24 protein-coding genes are annotated in these 16017 nt (G+C 40.8%); 6 read left to right on the forward strand and 18 right to left on the reverse strand.

All coding sequences use genetic code 11. The annotated features are described in order from the left end of the window. Positions 1-64 precede the first annotated feature (64 nt). Positions 65-892, forward strand: a complete 828-nt coding sequence (gene pstB, locus IQ244_RS28985; protein WP_193900146.1) for a phosphate ABC transporter ATP-binding protein PstB — start codon at positions 65-67, stop codon at positions 890-892. An 87-nt stretch (positions 893-979) separates the two neighbouring features. Here pstB and IQ244_RS28990 read toward each other — a convergent pair whose 3' ends face one another. The 3 genes from IQ244_RS28990 to IQ244_RS29000 all read right to left on the reverse strand — a co-directional run bounded on the left by IQ244_RS28990 (position 980) and on the right by IQ244_RS29000 (position 3111). Next, positions 980-1897 carry a histone deacetylase family protein gene (locus IQ244_RS28990; RefSeq protein WP_193900147.1) on the reverse strand — a complete coding sequence of 306 codons (918 nt, stop codon included), beginning with the start codon at positions 1895-1897 and terminating at the stop codon, positions 980-982. A 50-nt stretch (positions 1898-1947) separates the two neighbouring features. Then, the gene (locus tag IQ244_RS28995) at positions 1948-2166 is read right to left on the reverse strand and encodes a hypothetical protein (protein WP_193900148.1); all 219 of its coding nucleotides are present in this window, start codon (positions 2164-2166) and stop codon (positions 1948-1950) included. 123 nt (positions 2167-2289) lie between these two features. Further along, positions 2290-3111, reverse strand: a complete 822-nt coding sequence (locus IQ244_RS29000) for a SirB1 family protein (protein ID WP_193900149.1) — start codon at positions 3109-3111, stop codon at positions 2290-2292. Positions 3112-3938: 827 nt separating this feature from the next. Here IQ244_RS29000 and IQ244_RS29005 point away from each other — a divergent pair. Beyond that, positions 3939-4901, forward strand: a complete 963-nt coding sequence (locus IQ244_RS29005; RefSeq protein WP_193900150.1) for a choice-of-anchor L family PEP-CTERM protein — start codon at positions 3939-3941, stop codon at positions 4899-4901. A 325-nt stretch (positions 4902-5226) separates the two neighbouring features. Here the strand turns inward: IQ244_RS29005 and IQ244_RS29010 are convergent, their stop codons facing one another. The 11 genes from IQ244_RS29010 to IQ244_RS29060 form a co-directional block, all read right to left on the reverse strand. Continuing rightward, positions 5227-5496, reverse strand: a complete 270-nt coding sequence (locus IQ244_RS29010) for a hypothetical protein (RefSeq protein ID WP_193900151.1) — start codon at positions 5494-5496, stop codon at positions 5227-5229. Further along, entirely contained in the window at positions 5493-5999 is a 507-nt protein-coding gene (locus IQ244_RS29015) for a hypothetical protein (protein ID WP_193900152.1), read from the reverse strand. The genes IQ244_RS29010 and IQ244_RS29015 overlap by 4 nt, the downstream gene beginning before the upstream one ends. A gap of 1 nt (position 6000) precedes the next feature. Then, positions 6001-6402 (reverse strand): hypothetical protein, encoded by a 402-nt coding sequence (locus IQ244_RS29020; RefSeq protein ID WP_193900153.1) that lies wholly within the window; start codon positions 6400-6402, stop codon positions 6001-6003. Further along, positions 6402-6713: a hypothetical protein gene (locus IQ244_RS29025; protein ID WP_193900154.1), complete on the reverse strand. Its 312-nt coding sequence runs from the start codon at positions 6711-6713 to the stop codon at positions 6402-6404. The genes IQ244_RS29020 and IQ244_RS29025 overlap by 1 nt, the downstream gene beginning before the upstream one ends. After that, positions 6713-7024: a hypothetical protein gene (locus IQ244_RS29030; protein ID WP_193900155.1), complete on the reverse strand. Its 312-nt coding sequence runs from the start codon at positions 7022-7024 to the stop codon at positions 6713-6715. Before IQ244_RS29030 ends, IQ244_RS29025 begins: the two co-directional genes overlap by 1 nt. Beyond that, positions 7021-7485 (reverse strand): hypothetical protein, encoded by a 465-nt coding sequence (locus IQ244_RS29035; protein ID WP_228059220.1) that lies wholly within the window; start codon positions 7483-7485, stop codon positions 7021-7023. The genes IQ244_RS29030 and IQ244_RS29035 overlap by 4 nt, the downstream gene beginning before the upstream one ends. After that, positions 7482-7727 (reverse strand): hypothetical protein, encoded by a 246-nt coding sequence (locus IQ244_RS29040; protein ID WP_193900157.1) that lies wholly within the window; start codon positions 7725-7727, stop codon positions 7482-7484. Before IQ244_RS29040 ends, IQ244_RS29035 begins: the two co-directional genes overlap by 4 nt. Beyond that, complete coding sequence (locus IQ244_RS29045) at positions 7727-8308, reverse strand: hypothetical protein (RefSeq protein ID WP_193900158.1); 582 nt, start codon at positions 8306-8308, stop codon at positions 7727-7729. Before IQ244_RS29045 ends, IQ244_RS29040 begins: the two co-directional genes overlap by 1 nt. A 110-nt stretch (positions 8309-8418) precedes the next feature. Then, positions 8419-9243 carry a hypothetical protein gene (locus IQ244_RS29050; RefSeq protein ID WP_228059221.1) on the reverse strand — a complete coding sequence of 275 codons (825 nt, stop codon included), beginning with the start codon at positions 9241-9243 and terminating at the stop codon, positions 8419-8421. A 2-nt stretch (positions 9244-9245) separates the two neighbouring features. Beyond that, complete coding sequence (locus tag IQ244_RS33100; protein WP_265578960.1) at positions 9246-11579, reverse strand: hypothetical protein; 2334 nt, start codon at positions 11577-11579, stop codon at positions 9246-9248. Positions 11580-11582: 3 nt separating this feature from the next. Further along, entirely contained in the window at positions 11583-11885 is a 303-nt protein-coding gene (locus IQ244_RS29060; protein WP_193900159.1) for a hypothetical protein, read from the reverse strand. Positions 11886-12107: 222 nt separating this feature from the next. Between IQ244_RS29060 and IQ244_RS29065 the strand changes: the two genes are divergently transcribed. Both IQ244_RS29065 and IQ244_RS29070 read left to right on the forward strand, forming a co-directional pair. Then, positions 12108-12689, forward strand: a complete 582-nt coding sequence (locus tag IQ244_RS29065) for a tyrosine-type recombinase/integrase (protein WP_193900160.1) — start codon at positions 12108-12110, stop codon at positions 12687-12689. Continuing rightward, entirely contained in the window at positions 12686-12841 is a 156-nt protein-coding gene (locus tag IQ244_RS29070) for a hypothetical protein (protein ID WP_193900161.1), read from the forward strand. The genes IQ244_RS29065 and IQ244_RS29070 overlap by 4 nt, the downstream gene beginning before the upstream one ends. 127 nt (positions 12842-12968) lie before the next feature. On the opposite strand, the gene IQ244_RS29075 is transcribed toward IQ244_RS29070, so the two are convergent. The 4 genes from IQ244_RS29075 to IQ244_RS29090 form a co-directional block, all read right to left on the reverse strand. Continuing rightward, positions 12969-13160 carry a hypothetical protein gene (locus IQ244_RS29075; protein ID WP_193899894.1) on the reverse strand — a complete coding sequence of 64 codons (192 nt, stop codon included), beginning with the start codon at positions 13158-13160 and terminating at the stop codon, positions 12969-12971. Next, the gene (locus tag IQ244_RS29080) at positions 13153-13641 is read right to left on the reverse strand and encodes a DUF4102 domain-containing protein (protein WP_193900162.1); all 489 of its coding nucleotides are present in this window, start codon (positions 13639-13641) and stop codon (positions 13153-13155) included. The genes IQ244_RS29075 and IQ244_RS29080 overlap by 8 nt, the downstream gene beginning before the upstream one ends. A 57-nt stretch (positions 13642-13698) precedes the next feature. Then, on the reverse strand, positions 13699-14481 hold the full coding sequence (locus tag IQ244_RS29085; RefSeq protein WP_228059222.1) for a hypothetical protein: 783 nt from the start codon (positions 14479-14481) through the stop codon (positions 13699-13701). Positions 14482-14546: 65 nt separating this feature from the next. Then, on the reverse strand, positions 14547-14816 hold the full coding sequence (locus IQ244_RS29090; RefSeq protein ID WP_193900163.1) for a helix-turn-helix domain-containing protein: 270 nt from the start codon (positions 14814-14816) through the stop codon (positions 14547-14549). A 370-nt stretch (positions 14817-15186) separates the two neighbouring features. Here IQ244_RS29090 and IQ244_RS29095 point away from each other — a divergent pair, with 370 nt between their 5' ends. Together IQ244_RS29095 and IQ244_RS29100 are read left to right on the forward strand one after the other, a co-directional pair. Continuing rightward, positions 15187-15519, forward strand: a complete 333-nt coding sequence (locus tag IQ244_RS29095; RefSeq protein ID WP_193900164.1) for a hypothetical protein — start codon at positions 15187-15189, stop codon at positions 15517-15519. Between the two features lie 64 nt (positions 15520-15583). Continuing rightward, on the forward strand, positions 15584-15799 hold the full coding sequence (locus tag IQ244_RS29100; protein ID WP_193900165.1) for a hypothetical protein: 216 nt from the start codon (positions 15584-15586) through the stop codon (positions 15797-15799). Positions 15800-16017 lie beyond the last annotated feature (218 nt).

The raw sequence follows: 16017 nt of genomic DNA on the forward strand, positions 1-16017 counted from the left end.
GATAGCTGGGAAGAGAAAAATTTTTCAAATATCAAAAAATAATTCTAGATTAGATGTAACTAATATGACTCACAGCGACAATAGAAGTAAGCAAGTTAATAGCACACTCACTCAAGAAAGAACAGTGTTTGATGTTGAGGGGCTAAAGGTTTATTACAGTGGTTTTTTAGCATTGCTTGATGTTTATATCAAGATTCCTGAAAAACAAATTGTGGCTTTTATTGGCCCTAGTGGTTGTGGTAAAAGTACTCTGTTGCGGTGTTTCAACCGGATGAATGATTTGATTCCCGGTGCAAAGGTTGAAGGTAGATTAAATTACCGCGATCGCAACATTTATGATCCTAAGATTAACTCGGTAAAATTACGCCGCCAAGTTGGGATGGTGTTCCAAAGACCGAATCCTTTCCCAAAATCAATATATGAAAATATTGCTTTTGGCCCTCGTTCTAACGGTTATAAAGGGAATTTAGATGCATTAGTCGAAGATTCCCTCAGACGTGCAGCAATTTGGGATGAAGTTAAAGATAAACTCAAAGCCAAAGGGACAGCATTATCTGGTGGACAACAACAACGGCTGTGTATTGCCAGAGCGATCGCCATGAAGCCAGATGTATTATTAATGGATGAACCTTGTTCTGCCCTTGACCCGATTTCTACCCGTCAAGTAGAAGAACTCTGCTTAGAACTTAAGCAGCAATATACCATTATTATGGTGACTCACAATATGCAGCAAGCTTCGAGAGTGGCAGATTGGACAGCATTTTTTAATACCGAAATTGATGAACATGGCAAACGTCGTGGCAAATTAGTTGAATTTAGTCCGACAGTCCAACTTTTCTCTTCTCCTAACACCAGAGAAGCTGAAGAATATATTAGTGGTCGTTTTGGTTAAATTGTGAAAATCGTACTTGTTTAGACACCCGACCTCTAAAAGAATTCGGGTGTCTTGTTCTATATTCAATACATCAGCAATTTAATCTTATAAACAGCGTTCAATGGTGGCTAACACAGACTGAGAAAGACTAGAAAAATCGTAGCCACCTTCTAAACCAAAAAGAATTTTCCGAGTTATACCCAAACAATATTCAGTAAATAAACCATAATCTTCTGGATGTAAATTCATACTTGCTAAAGGATCTGCGGCGTTAGCATCGTAACCGGCACTAACAATTAATAAATCAGGTTGAAAATTTTGTAAAAATGGGATTAGCTTGGTTTCTAATAATGGGCGATAGGCAGAAATATCGCTCCCAGGAGGCAACGGTGCATTTAAAACATTATTATGATAACCACGTTCGGAAGCTTTACCAGTGCCGGGATAGCAAGGATACTGATGGAGAGAACAGTAGGCAATTTGAGGTTGAGTTTCCACGATCGCCTGAGTTCCATTACCATGATGTACATCCCAATCGAGAATAGCCACACGCTTAATCTCTGGTTGTTCTAAAGCATAAAAAGCTGCGATCGCCGCATTAGAAAATAAACAAAAACCCATCCCTGCATCGCTTTCAGCATGATGTCCCGGTGGCCGCGCCAGCACAAAAACAGGATTTTCTGTAGCTAGTACAATGTCAATACCATCTAACCAAGCACTCACCGCCAATAAGGCCACATCATAGCTATGGGGAGAAACTGGGGTATCACCATCAAGATAACCACCACCACTAGCAGAAATTTCTCCAAGTTTTTTCACGTAAGCCGGGCTGTGGGCTTGTAATAACAAAGACATCAGTGATGGTTTATCAGCTACTGGAGTAGGTTCGCGCCAAGCAATTTTTTCAGCAAACGTCGCTTCTTTTAAAGCCTTGACAATCGCTGTCAAACGTTCTGGTTTTTCTGGATGATAATTTCCAGTCTTGTGATTCAAAAACTCATCAGAATAGATGACTGGTAGCATAAAAGGCAATCATCAAGTTACTGAATGTCATTGTAGCTTCAGTAGTCTTTTTACTCTTTTGTAAATCCAATCAATTCATCAGTGGGTTCATCCAACATTTCTGGAACTAAAGCCGGGTTACTTCTGCGTTCTTCGGCTGATTGTTCTCGAATCACATCATCTATTTTCGCTGGATGTTTGATTTTATCTAGTGTTTCTGGGCTTAATTGCGATGCGTCGCCTTCAGGATTCATTTTTTCGGCTTGGCTAGGAACTGTTCGCTTATCCATGAATTTTGTCTCCAAATTTCTAGACTTAGCTTAAGCAATGCAGTTACCAAACATACACTATCTTGAGGCTTAAATTACTATCTGACTGAGACTTAATCGTACCAATAAGAGAGAATAACCTATTTAATCTTGACCCAGTTCAGACAGTAACCGCCGAATTACCACCGCATCCTCAGCACCAGGAACCTTGGTTAAGTAATTTTGCAAATCTTCAACAGCTTGGGAGTAATGCCCTAATTGATAGTACAGCAAACCGCGATCGCGGATTTCTAACATCGCCATCGGAAATAGCAATAAAATTCGTTCTACCGCAGCCAGCGTTTTGGACAAATCTTCCTGTTTAAGATATATGTACTTTAAATTCGTCAGCATCCTCGCTAAAAATTGCCGATTGCTGAGAGTGGCCAAAAATTCGGGTTTTAAACTTACAGGTTGCTGAAACATTTGGGTGAGTTTTTCTTGGCAGTCTTGTGCAAACATGACCTCACCACGATTGAACGCATCTACAAAAATCTCCATATCGGGAATATCAGGACGGATGAGAAAATGTCCTGGTAATCCTATACCCACCATCGGGAAATCAATTCTTCGGGCAATTTCTAGATAAACCAGCGCTAAAGTAATTGGAATTCCCGTACGACGGTCAATCACATCATTCAAAAAGCTGTTGCGGGGGTCATAGTAATTGCTATGATTGCCCGTAAATCCCAAATCATCATAAAGATACTGATTTAAAATTTGAATCAACCGCAGTGGATAACGAGAAGTAGGCAAACGTTCTTGAACCTCTTGTGCCATTGTATCTAGGGCATTGAGATATTCTTCTAGGTCAAGGGTGGGATATTCTTCTTGGGCAATGTAGAGTGCTGCCTTGCCCAAGTTAAGATACTCGTCAGGTTGCTGAATTTCTTGGTAAAAATATTGTCTTGCTGACGAGAAATTCATAAGCAAACCTTGCTGTAAATATATATATGAAGCTAGAGCAAATAGGGACTGAGCGATTTTTGCACTTACCTTTATCTTAGGTTAAGTGCATGAAAGTAAAAACGCAGAATTAAGAATCGAAAAATTTCATGTCGCCACAAACTCTTGCGTCATTCATCCCCAGAAATTGATTATTTAGTTTTGTATCTGGAGTGGATTATTTGACCTACAAGTTAGACAATGTAAGATTCTCTACTTAAACTCTTTACTATAACTAGATAAAATACTCATAGAAATATCAACTAAATTGTTATTAATTATGCTTTGAATGGGTTTTTATATAATCTTTATTTTTGGGAATAATATATAAAATTTTGTTTATTTTACTTTAATGCAAGCATTATATTTTATTGGTCTAATTTTTATATTTAAATATAAAAATCTTTTGAAGACAGGGAATGTATTTACAAAGTTTTATTGTGCAAATTGGCTGAATTATTGCCTGTAAGTATTATTGAATCAACATCTTAGAGTAAATATACATAAAATGAAATTTAATCATTGTGTAAACCACCGTATTTATACTATCCAAAAAACTAGTTAACCATTAATCTAATTACATAGACAGGCGAGAGAAGAATAAAGTTCACCTCGCTAATCTTATGTATGCAAAAAGGTGTTTTCAAACTGTAGTTAGAGAAACTATCTCGATAATCGGCGATCGCGGCTAGAGACTAAGTAATTTTGTGACCATAGCACTTGCAGCTTTATGGCATAAAATTTGCTGGAATTTTACAAATTTCAGCAAAAAAATATTGCCACTATTTACGTTTAATTGGTAGAACAACATGAAATCTCTGAAGAGTTTTCTAAAAACTGGTGCATTTTCTTTACTAGGATTGGGATTAGTCACTGCACCTGCTCAAGCTGTCAACATCACTAATAGTAGTGACCCGAATGTTTTAGTTAACAACATTTTAGGTTCAGGCATTACAATTTCTAATGCTACCTACAAAGGAGCATCAATAGCATCTGGAACCTTTACAGGTGGTTTAGATTCGGGTATTGGCATAGAAAACGGTATTATTCTCACTACTGGTAATGCGAATTTAGCAGTTGGGCCAAATACTAGTGAAAGTGCATCGAGAAATAATAAATTACTAGGAGATTCTGATTTAAGTGCTTTGATTTCGGGAGTCAACACTTTTGATGCTAGTGTTCTCGAATTTGAGTTTACATCAATAACAGGCAATCTTTTTTTTAATTATGTCTTTGCCTCAGAAGAATATAACGAATATGTTAATTCTAAATATAACGATGTATTTGGCTTTTTCTTAGATGGAAAGAACATTGCATTAATACCTGGGACAACCACACCAGTTTCTATTAATACTGTTAATGGTGGCAATCCATTCGGCAAAAATGCAACTAATCCGCAATTATTTAATAATAATTCTTTAGACGATGGGGGAGCAATTTATAATCTTCAATATGATGGTTTTACGAACGTATTTTCTGCTCAATTTCAGGGATTAAGCGAAGGCATCCATCGCCTTAAAATAGCAATTGCAGATGTGGGAGATTATCGTTATGATTCTGCTGTATTCATTCAAGCAGGAACTTTTTCTGGTCAACCCCTAAAAGAAGAAATACCTGAACCAACACCTACTCCTCAACCAGAAGTACCTGAACCGACACCTGCTCCCATCCAAAAAGTACCTGAACCTACCACTATTTTAGGTTTGTTTGCTAGTGCTGCTTTTGGTATTACATCCCTCCGTCAGCGTCAACCACAAAAAACCCTTAACTAAAGCCAAGGAATTGGAAATGATAATGTCGGACTCATGCTTGATGACATTACTCTGTCAAGAACCTCGATTTGAGAACCTAGTGCTTGGTCAGGTATATTAACACTGTGTGCTTTAGGTACAGTTTCAGCATCCAGGCAGAAACTACAGAAACTGAAAGCTAAAGCATAAATAAATTTTCCCTTGATTTTGTAGCTACCGTGTCACAATACTGCTGATGCGGTGTTTTTTGTTTTTAGCCTCATTTTCAAAGCAAAACACTGCTCTTAAGGAATTACTAACGGAGTTATGTCCCCTTCCGGTGCTACAGTGAATCCCCAGTGACTAATTAATCATGCTTGGCGATTTTGAGGGAAGACTTAATCTCTAAAATGTCACGCTCGACCATATCAAATCTTCGGTCTAGCTCATGCAACAGATTATTCAACCCCTGTTGCATTTGTTCTTGGTTGCGGCGGATGTGGGCGAAATCGCGTTCAGCGGCGTAGCGTTTCTTCTCACTGTTGGCGAACCAGACCACACCACCTACAACTGTGGTGACAGTTGCCAACAGCAAGCCACCCAAAGCGATAAAATCGCTGGCTGTAAAATTTTTCATACTCTGCTTGTCATAGAGCCATCTGGCATAAATTCAAAAGTCATATAGCAGTTGTTGGCGATTTCATTCCATTCGCTAACAGCAGATGTCAAAGGGTGACTTTCTGTAGGAATTGATTGTAAAACAAGATTCCACAGAAATTTCAAATCATCAAGATTGAAATCTTGGCGATTAGTAACACCCAAAGTAATTGCTAAAGTTTCAAGTCTACGTACAGCGTCTTTGTCAACTGCATTAGAAATAAACTGATTGTATGCAGCATTAGTTTGCATACTTCTATTAAATTCAGCCCAATTGAGTTGAGGTGTAACAGTTGGTTGTGGCTGAGATGTAGTTAAAATAATTTGTCCATTGTCTAATATATATTTTTCAGGATTAGCACTCAAATCCTGCCATTGTTCATCACTAATTGGAATAGCAGTATCAGGAATTAAGCTATTTATAGCGTTATTGAAGAAGCCATCAATTCTATTATTAGAATCAAAATTCACAAAGTAAGCCATATTAAATTCCTATTGCAAATACTCTAAATGCTGCAATGGTCGTGTTTGTTATCGAAAAATTAACCCTGGCTGTTACGCCAGTTGTACTTAATGCCTGAAAATGCACACCTACAGCACTATTGTTTGCTCCGTTACTTAAACTTCCCACGCAGTGATAAACGGTATTGAAAGCAACTGGGAAAGTTATATTGAAGTTATACGGTGTGCCACCAGTAAAACTCTGACTTGCGGCTGTGTATGTTTGCCACTGGAGAATCAATCCGTTGGGTAATTTTATCCAGCCAGAATTAGCACCAAGTGATTGATCAGCACCCAGATTAGCCCAAGCACTAGCAATACTAGCTAAATCACTTAAGTTATTCGCTTTTTGTAATGCCGTAGTGACTGGATTTGTTAATGGCATTATGTTAGCTCTCTAACTAGTGCATTCCCATTGACAGCATCCCAAATACCAGAAATAGCGCCAGTGTAGTAAAAAGGAATTTCATAATAACCGCCAGCGGCTAATATTGCTACAAATGCACTTGTTGAAGCGGTCGCACCAAATTCTATATAAAGATTAGCAGTACTTTTATTCCAAATTGTCCCGCCTTTTCTACTACTGTTAGAAGCCAAAATTGTAATACTAGTAGTAGATGAACTAACACTACTTGGTGTACTTGTGCTACTGGTTGGATTATTTACAGTAACGCTTGCTGGATTAAATAAACCCATTATTCAATACACTCCACAAAAGAAAGTTTTGCAGCAATCTTAGAAATAGCAGATACAGCACCAACATAGAGATTATTAGAATTAATCTCATAACTGCCCCCTGGCTTCAGAACAATACCTTTGTTGAGAGCAGCTTTAGCAGCTTCAGTAAAAGATAATGTAATTTCTACATTAGAATTATTGATAAAAGCTGCATATCGTCTATTTGCGTTAGCTTCAATTATCGAAGTAGCACTATTAGCAGTAAGTGGTTTTTCTCCTGGTGTACAAGTATTAAATACTTGCACACCACTAGCAACATTATTAATCATGGAATTTGTAAAGCGTCAATTTTTGATTCAATTCTTGCTAAATCCGCATCCTGGTCAATCCCTGTATATTTCCAGATAGCAATACTTACTAACTGAAACCAATCAGGAACCTTGATAGAAACGCTGTAATTAGTAGATATTTTGGGATATAAAATCAAATTTATTTTGTCTAAAAATAAAGGTCTTCTATTGTTAAAACTGGCATCTTGACCACCAAAAGCAGAGATTCCAGTACTAACAGACTGTTTTATTTGACCTGCAAATTTCCATACTTTACCTTCGGGAACAAGCGTTGAAATTCGCACTGCTAAGACAAAACTATCTAACAAAATACCGATATCTATTTCAGGAATTGGTACAACTTTATAGCCTCCACCTTCTTTTGGCAGTAAGACACCTAAAACATTTTCGTTGTAAACCAATTCCCAATTACTAGAATTACTAAGTTGTAGTTCTCTCACAGAAAAAGTTCTACAGTAAAAGTCTGTTCGTAAGCAAGTTGTTCGACTGGGTTGACGTGAGCGTATGGGTCAATCCCAAAGTGGTCGAGAACATCGAAATAAGTCCCCGTGTCCATCTTGCCAGTTAACCAATTAGCAGAAGCTTGATTAATGATGATCATGCCGTCGATATCTCGTGTGTCGGCGGCAGATACCATCAATAAATCTCGGTAATCAGTAGGCGGTACCAAGATTTTGCTCATTAGAGAAGTTCAGGAGTAAAAGAAACACGATTCCCTTCTGAGCCAATGAAACTTTCTATGGCTGATTGAGCTTTAATGTCAGCTACCGCTGCGGCGTAAGTTTCGGTGTCAGTGCCAGCGCCAAACGGAGATGAAACCGATTTATTATCGTAGCGCTTGTACTCAATATCGGTTACGCGTGATTTATTATCAGCAACTTCAGCACCACGCTGGGTTAGTGATAGCTTGGCTGGGACATATCCTTTTAACCCATCTAACTTTACACCACCAACAGGGGCTGCAAAATCTACGGCAAGCGCTCTACCCTCAGCGGCTACAGCAGTGCGAACTATACCAATTAATGTAGCGACGGAGCCTGTCTGAGTTGCAGAAAGCAGTCTGACTGGTAAAAATACTCTTCCAACTAAACCAAAGGCTTCTACATAACCTTTAACACGGTTAGCTTTGACTTTGACTGAACTTCCGCGCTGTCCTTTATATAGTGACTGTTTTGCGTCGCGGCTCAAGTCTTCGTATGCACGCAATTTAGTCAGAGCCGCGTTTAGCTCAACTCCGCGGCGAATATCAGAGTATCTTCCCATATATTTTTGAAGCGATTGTAATTTAAAAATCTTCAAACCCAATCTAGCAAAGCATTTTAGGAAGAATTAAACCAGTGAGAAGTTAACTTGTCGAAAAAGAATTGGAACGTTTAAACCGCTCCTACATTTTCTATAGCGTTTCGCAGCCGTCCATTCACAGATACCAGATTGACGGGCTTGACTTGTCCAGGAATGATAAGTTGAGCGTGTGTAAACTTCACATCAGCAGTCGGTCTTTGTCTAAATTTTTTAACTGTCCTGCCATAAACTCGGTGTGTGCCTGGGTTGGTAGGAAATTCTTTAGTATTTTCGATAAATTGAAAATTATTATCACTGTATGATTTATCTAATATTTTTAATACTGATTGAATTGTAGAAAGTCCTTCAGATTTTGATATGCAAAACAAACGCAAATCAAAGCCACTTTCTAAATCTAAATATGTACATTTATATTTACCTTTCTTCCAGATTAAGGGAGGTGTAGCAAATTCAGCTTTAATTTCACGGGCATACTCTACAGCGTCGTCGCGTGAGATGGTATCAGCGGTTTTATTCATAATACGAAAACCGATTTCACCGCGCACCTGTTCTGTACCATCACCATGTTTTTCAAAGTCGTAAGATTCTTTAAAATAAAGTTTTATTTGTGGCTTAAATTTAGAATCTCGCTGAAATTCTTGTACAGGAATACCATAGATAGGAGTTTGTAAAGATTGGGCATGACCAGCGGTAACTTCAAACAGCCAAAGCCGCATCATAGTCATTGCGGCCGTATCTACATCCTTCATGGTGCAAGCGTGTCTTAATGCTGCTTTTGGTGTTGAAATATCATCAACTGTTTGATTTTTAAACCACTTGGCAACGGCTTTGTTGTGCCATTGCCTAACAGTATCTTGAAGGTGTTCCCATTCATTAAAATTTTCTGGTAATGGCATAATTAATCATCGTCTGCTTCAAAGTCTAAATCAACTAAATCTAAAGCTACACTTACTAGTTTTGATGCTGCTTCGTTAGCTTTTAATTGTTGTGCTTCGTCGTCATTGGTTCCTTTATTTTCTGGCTTATCATCTTCCTTCAAAGCCTTCACGAATTCAGTATTGGCATTAGTTAGCTCTGTGGTGGCATTGATGACATCAAGTGGGATTTGAGTAACCATTTGAATGGTACTCGCACCATTTTGAAGACCTTCTAGAAAATTAGTAATTTTATTAAATTTGGGTTGGGGATTCATCCAGCCGTAAGCGTTATCAAGCACCTCACCAGCTTTTCTTAAAGCATTTCCAATCTTGCCAACTCTACCAGCCGTAATTTCTAATCCATTCAAAATAGTGCTGGTGAATCCTTGAAAGGCATTAAGAACATTAACTGATGCTTGATAAATTCGATTCGCTTTCGCCCATGCTTGAGAAATAGCTTGATAGTTTTCAGCACCAACAATAGATTTTATGAAATTTTCAATTGTACTGTTGATGACTGAGCCAATATCAAAGGCTTGCCCGTTGTCGTCTTTTAATCCTATTACTTGTAGGACATTACTCAATGCTCCGAGTAATGTTTGACCAACATCATTACTAAGCATGAAAGCATTGTGAATTGTAGCTGCAAATGTTAAAAGATTTAGCGCACGGTCTAGCTGTAACCACTTGAAGCCATTAACAAGTTTTGTAGCAAGACCACCTGGTAATTGTGGGCCAAGTTTGGCATTGATCACGGTTAGTAATCCTAGGTCTATTCCTTGAAGTACTGCGGTTAAAGCATCAAGTTTTATCCCATTGTTTTTCGCCTGACCTAAAATTGCAGTTCCGCAAGTGTCGCAGCCAGGGCCTGCTGGTGGTGGTTGATTGGGCTTACCGTCTTCTGGCTGTTGAGGTCTGGGAATTGGCGGAATTAGCCAAGGGGGTAAGCCACCGTCATCACCATCATCTGGTGTCGGGGTTGGCGTTGGTGATGGAGTAGGCACGGGTGTTGGTGTTGGCGTTGGAGTTGGGGTTGGTGTTGGCGTTGGAGTTGGTGTTGGCGTTGGTGTTGGCGTTGGTGTTGGCGTTGGAGTTGGTGTTGGTGTTGGTGTTGGCGTTGGAGTTGGGGTTGGTGTCGGTGTCGGTGTTGGGTCTGGTGTTGGGTCTGGTGTTGGGTCTGGTGTTGGAGTTGGGGTTGGTGTCGGTGTCGGTGTTGGGTCTGGTGTTGGAGTTGGGGTTGGTGTCGGTGTCGGCGTTGGGTCTGGTGTTGGAGTTGGGGTTGGTGTCGGTGTTGGGGTTGGTGTCGGTGTTGGGGTTGGTGTCGGCGTTGGAGATGGAGATGGAGATGGTGACGGTGATGGCGTTGGAGATGGAGATGGTGACGGTGATGGCGTTGGAGATGGCGTTGGAGATGGTGACGGTGCTGGCGTTGGTGATGGTGTTGGTGCTGGTGACGGCGTTGGCGATGGCGTTGGTGGTTCCGGCGCTGGGACTGATGGTGGTGGCGCTGGAGTTGGTTCGGGTGCTGATGGTGGTGGTTCTTCTGGTGGCGATTCTGGCGGTGGTTCCGGTGATGGGATGGGAGCAGGCCGCTTGAATGGCACTATATTGTTACCATCATCCTTTCCTGGCGGATCGGGAATTGGTAATGGTGGGGGAAAATCTGGAATCGGTATGTTGTCCGGCAGTGGTGGCGCTTCTGGGTGAACGTCTGGCGGTGGGTCTTCTGGGTTTTTAGTTGGTGGTGGTTCTGTTTCTACTTGCCCGTCTACGCGGACGATATCAACTATCCAAACAGCAAGAAACTTGTTTTCTAAATTGAAAGTGATATCAACTATTGATTCAGTCGATCCAGTGGAATCGCAAGCGGTTGCACCCGCCACGCCTCCAGTGGTTATTTTGCCGTAGCTGCCAAAAGGCAGATTATCGACACGAGTGCCTTTGATTGGCCCCCAGTATCTTTGTGTTCCACGCGGTGCTACGCTCCCGTTTTCATAAAGTCCAACCGTTGTCACGTCGTAAATTACGCACGGCTGTTTCCCTCTGTAAAATGGCGGCGGTGCAATTTCTGATGGTGGTTGCGGTGCTGGATTCGACCAAGGCCAAGGGATGAAAGGGGGAAAGGGGATTTGCTTTGGTGCAACATCAGCTAATTCAGGTAAAGCCTGAATATCGGCTGGGCGAACGGTGCTGATACTCCCACCACCACCGCCAGGAGGTTGCCGATTGAACGGAACAATATTATTCGCTCCTGGCGGAGTGACAGGAGTTGGTAACGGTGGCGGAATATTTGGAATGGGAATACCAGGAATCATTGATTAACTAGCCAAAAATTCGGTAGGAATTGCATCTGTAGAAGTTTCTTGTACGTTCTCCCAGACGGGCTTGTTATCAATGGCGTAGTCAGAATTTAGTAATAAACTCTGTCTCATGATCACGCGATCTGTGTTGCTTGCCTCAACTGTGTAAATTCCAAATTGCGCTACTCGGCTAGGGCTGCCTGTGCCTTCAACAGATGTTGCAGTTCGATTAATTTTATGAAAGGCTGCACCACACCACACCATTAATTTCTCTAAAGTGTCAACAGTTTCAGGTAAGTTGCTCGGAGAAAATGCAGACATATTTTGTAGATTCTTGATAAGTAATAAATCCGTTTTATGCGGTAATCAAGAATCAGTAAATCTTCCAGTTTTATGTAAATTCAGAACAACTGCTGAGGACATGAAAGCATTGCTCTGACTAGCATTAAGCAGTATTTAACTAATAGCTAAAAGTAAAAATATTCCGGTTTGACCTTTGCAACAGGTTAAACCGGAATACTTGAAAGAGGAAATATATGCATTTTGAAAAATAACCGTAATGGCCAGTCAGCGGTTTTGACTGACTCGGAATATTCTAAAATTCGCAAGCAAATAAAAAGTAGAAAGTACAAACTACTTTTAGATTTAGCTTGGTACACCGGGGAGAGATGGGGTGCTTTAGTGCAAATCAAGGTTGAGGACTGCTACAACCCAGACGGCACACCTAGAGAAGAAATTACTTTTCGAGCTAATACCCGCAAGGCAGGCCCAGACGGTAAGCGACAAACTCGCCAAGTTCCTGTGCATCCTTTACTGGCTGAATCTTTGCTTAATTACAAACCTGAGCCTAGTTCTATTTGGCTGTTTCCCAATCGGGAAGGGGATAAATCTATCTCAGTTCGCTGGGGTGATCAGGTGTTACGTGCAGCTGTTGAAAGGGCGGGTTTGGGTACTAAAGGAATCAGCACTCATTCAACCCGCCGGAGTTTCATCACCAAACTACACCGCGGAGGTGTAGACATTTACACGATACAGCGAATTACTGGACATCGTGATTTAAAGGCTTTGGGTAGATACGTGGAAATTGACAGCGACAGAGTAAAAGGAGCAATTAACGCATTATGAATTACGAACTATTCAAAAAAATCGAAGAATTATATGTTCGGGCTGTCTTAGCTGATTGGCATCCAGTCGATTTGGCCAAGGCTTTAGAGGAGATGGCTAACATGGCCTGGGATGGAGTGGACGAGCTTTACCCAAATTCGCTGTTACCATAAGCAAAATAACTAGTACTTTATTTGTGATCGCACCACTTCAACGCGATCACATTTTTCATCCACTACAATCAAGCTGAAATATTCATTTTTTGCGATCGCTCTTTACCGTGTTCACGCGATCGCATTTTTATGATTGGTCTGGGTTATCTTGCTGCCAGTCAACTTCAAGGTCAAGACGCATCAATTCAATTAAAGCTTGCTCGATTTTCTCGTAAAATTCGATTGCTCTTTCACGAGATGAAGTCCGGACTGTCAACTCTACAGTCATCTCATCTTCACTCAAAGTCAGGCGAACATGATTAGTTCTTGGTCTACCCATTGCTACCTCTCAGCATCTGCTTAATTTCAATTGGGGTCTGTCCATCTGCGATCGCATTCTCCAGCGCCAATTTTTTAGCCTTAGCTTTTGGGGAATGGATACTACCAATGTAAAGACGATGGAGTTTACGCCCGTCCATCCACATATAGCGGTAATACCAATACTTATTACCAGAACGTTCTACCCAGTATTTCTCTACCCAATGGTTATCGTGTTGGGGAGCAGATTTTTTTGTAGGAAATTTTACTAAGTTATTAGTATTGTCACTTCTGGCTGTAACACTAGTAACCTGCTCCCCAACACTGTCACACGGAGACATAGCAACGGCATAATTCACCAACTCAGGATATTGTTTTTCCCATTGCTGCCAGGCATATTCGTATGCTTCCGGTGTTTGGTAATGGTCTGGGTCTGGTGGTTCGGTGCTTTCGTCGTAGTTGGTAAATGCTTCTACGTTAAACAGTGTTAATTGTTCAGTCATAATTAATTTGCTTTAGTAGATGCCTGCCAAATTGGCAGGTTTTTTTATACATAGGAATCAACCAGAGGGGAATAATTCATTCCATTCTGTAGAGTTCCCATATTTTTGAAGTAAGACATTGTAATTACGCTGGTATTCCCACCAACGACCGCGTAAACAACGCCTAATAAATCCTTCTGGATTCTCAATCTTCTCAATACCACCACGAAGATTAAGCATGATAATTGCTAGTTTTATCTCATTAGTTGGTGCTTCCAATACTTCTTTGACATCTGAGTCAAAATGTATACCAGCTTCATTCAAAAGTTCCGAGTTTGTTTCTGAATTAGAATGCTGCTGCTGAGAAGTACCCCCGACGATAGATTTATCATTTAAGGCTTGCGAATCGTAACTAGAGTTACTATTGTGTAATTTTTTTTCTCGCGCTTTTTTAGGTGGCTTCAACCATTCCAGAGGTCGCACAAGTAACTTAAATATCTTCCATGAATACTGTTTAACTACTTGCACTACTCGCACTTCAACGAGTAAATCAAACATCTTCTTAAGGTAGTTATGAGCGTATGGCTTGCCCCTAACTTTTGCTACCCATGAATTTATTTGTGCTAAATCCGGCTCTATTTCTGTGCCTATTTCGCCTTCTCTCATAAGGCACTGCCAAATTAATTTAGCCGCAGGTGGTATGTGATGTTGAAAGCAGTATGCCTCGTGTTCTTCCGTCCACGGAAGATTGATTTTAAGGTTATTTTCTGTCATTATGATGTTAGTAGTAATTAGATATTTAGCCGCCCGGAAGTAGTGTTTTAGGCGGCTATTTGCATTTCTTGGTATAGTTTTAGGCATTCAAAAGCACTCCATCGATTATTAATCGATGGGTGCTTTGTATTCTTTAGTGGCTAACTTTAGGTTTAGTCCTGTGTTTGTTGCTTTTGCGGCCCGAAATTGTCTGGTAAATCTTGCAGAGACTTACCTTTTAAACGCAAAAGCCTATCTAACGCCTTCATTTGAGGAACAGTAAAAGTAGGAATACTATCTCCAGCTTCCCAACGGCTGATAGTTCTAGCAGTTGTTCCAATGGAGCGTCCAAACTCTTCCTGAGACATATCTAATTCAAGCCTTAGACTTCGCAACAGGGACTCACCCTCCTGATCATTCCTACTTGGTCGTTTCTTTATCATGATACACGTTCTAGACAACTTGTCTAGAACGCTTGACTTTTATCTTGCGTCTAGACATAATGTCTGGTTATGGGACAACAAAAGACCAGCCAGGGTTACTGGCTTGGTGAAAGTTCAGTATGGCTGGTCTTTTGCTATTTTCTACCGCAGCAGTATCAGTGCTGTAATTTAGCTCCCCTACCCCTTGACTTGGGTAGCAACTACCAAAAGGAGCATTAACCCACGCCTAAACCTTTGCGTGGACACACCCTAAAACGACGAAACCCAGTAGAGACAAGCATTCTACTGAAAAACCAATGCAGATATATACCGGGTATTGTGGCTGTTTAACCCGGTTGAAAACCATGTCAACTCACACCATGCACCAACTATGGACTTACTAGAAAGCACTACTAATGGTGCTAAAGCACCTGCTAACAGCACCAAAACTAAGGGTAAAGACGACAAACCAAAGCGTCATTTACCCTCATTGCCAAGTGCAAGCTCCGCGGCCGATATGACCAGTGCCACTTATCCCGGTTTGGTAGATAAAACACCCGTCGAGTGGAGTTCACTGAAAAATTATGAAGCGTTCAGTTTAAGCCCTGACGGTTCTTTCCCAATGCTGAAAGTTTCACGGTCTAAAGCAGTTCGCTTGTCTGACCGTGAAGTGATGATGGTTGGCAGTGGGCGCTGCTACCGCATCTCATTATCAAATCACTAAAAGCCAAGCCGGACTTACTTGTACTAAGTTTGGCTTGAAAACTCTAATCATTCAAAACTTTACCATGACAGAACATCGACCGTTAACACCCAAAGAACAAAAAGTTGTTGATGAATTTGAAACCGCCCGTCCCGGTTTGGGAGCGATCGCCGAAAGCAACATCCGCAACAATCATGTAACCGGTTGGGCTGACATCATTGCAGACACACCAGAAGAAGAATTAGTAGTGCGTGATGATTTCCGTTCAAATTCCATGTACAAGAGGTTGAGTGATGGATAACCTTACCACTTGCGAATCGGAAATTAAGGATAGTATTACTTCCAGCCTAGAACCCATGCCGGAAGCTGTACCCCAAGCACCCGAAAATTCAATTTACAACTTCAATGTAATTCTTGATCAGGAGGGGGAATGAACCAACTGTTAATTCTCCTGTTGACTTTGCTATCTCTAACATTTGCGATCGCAGCAATTTACAAACAGGAAGCCAGTCAGCCTTG

The organism is Nostoc sp. LEGE 06077, from assembly GCF_015207705.1.
Classification (GTDB): Bacteria; Cyanobacteriota; Cyanobacteriia; order Cyanobacteriales; family Nostocaceae; genus Nostoc_B.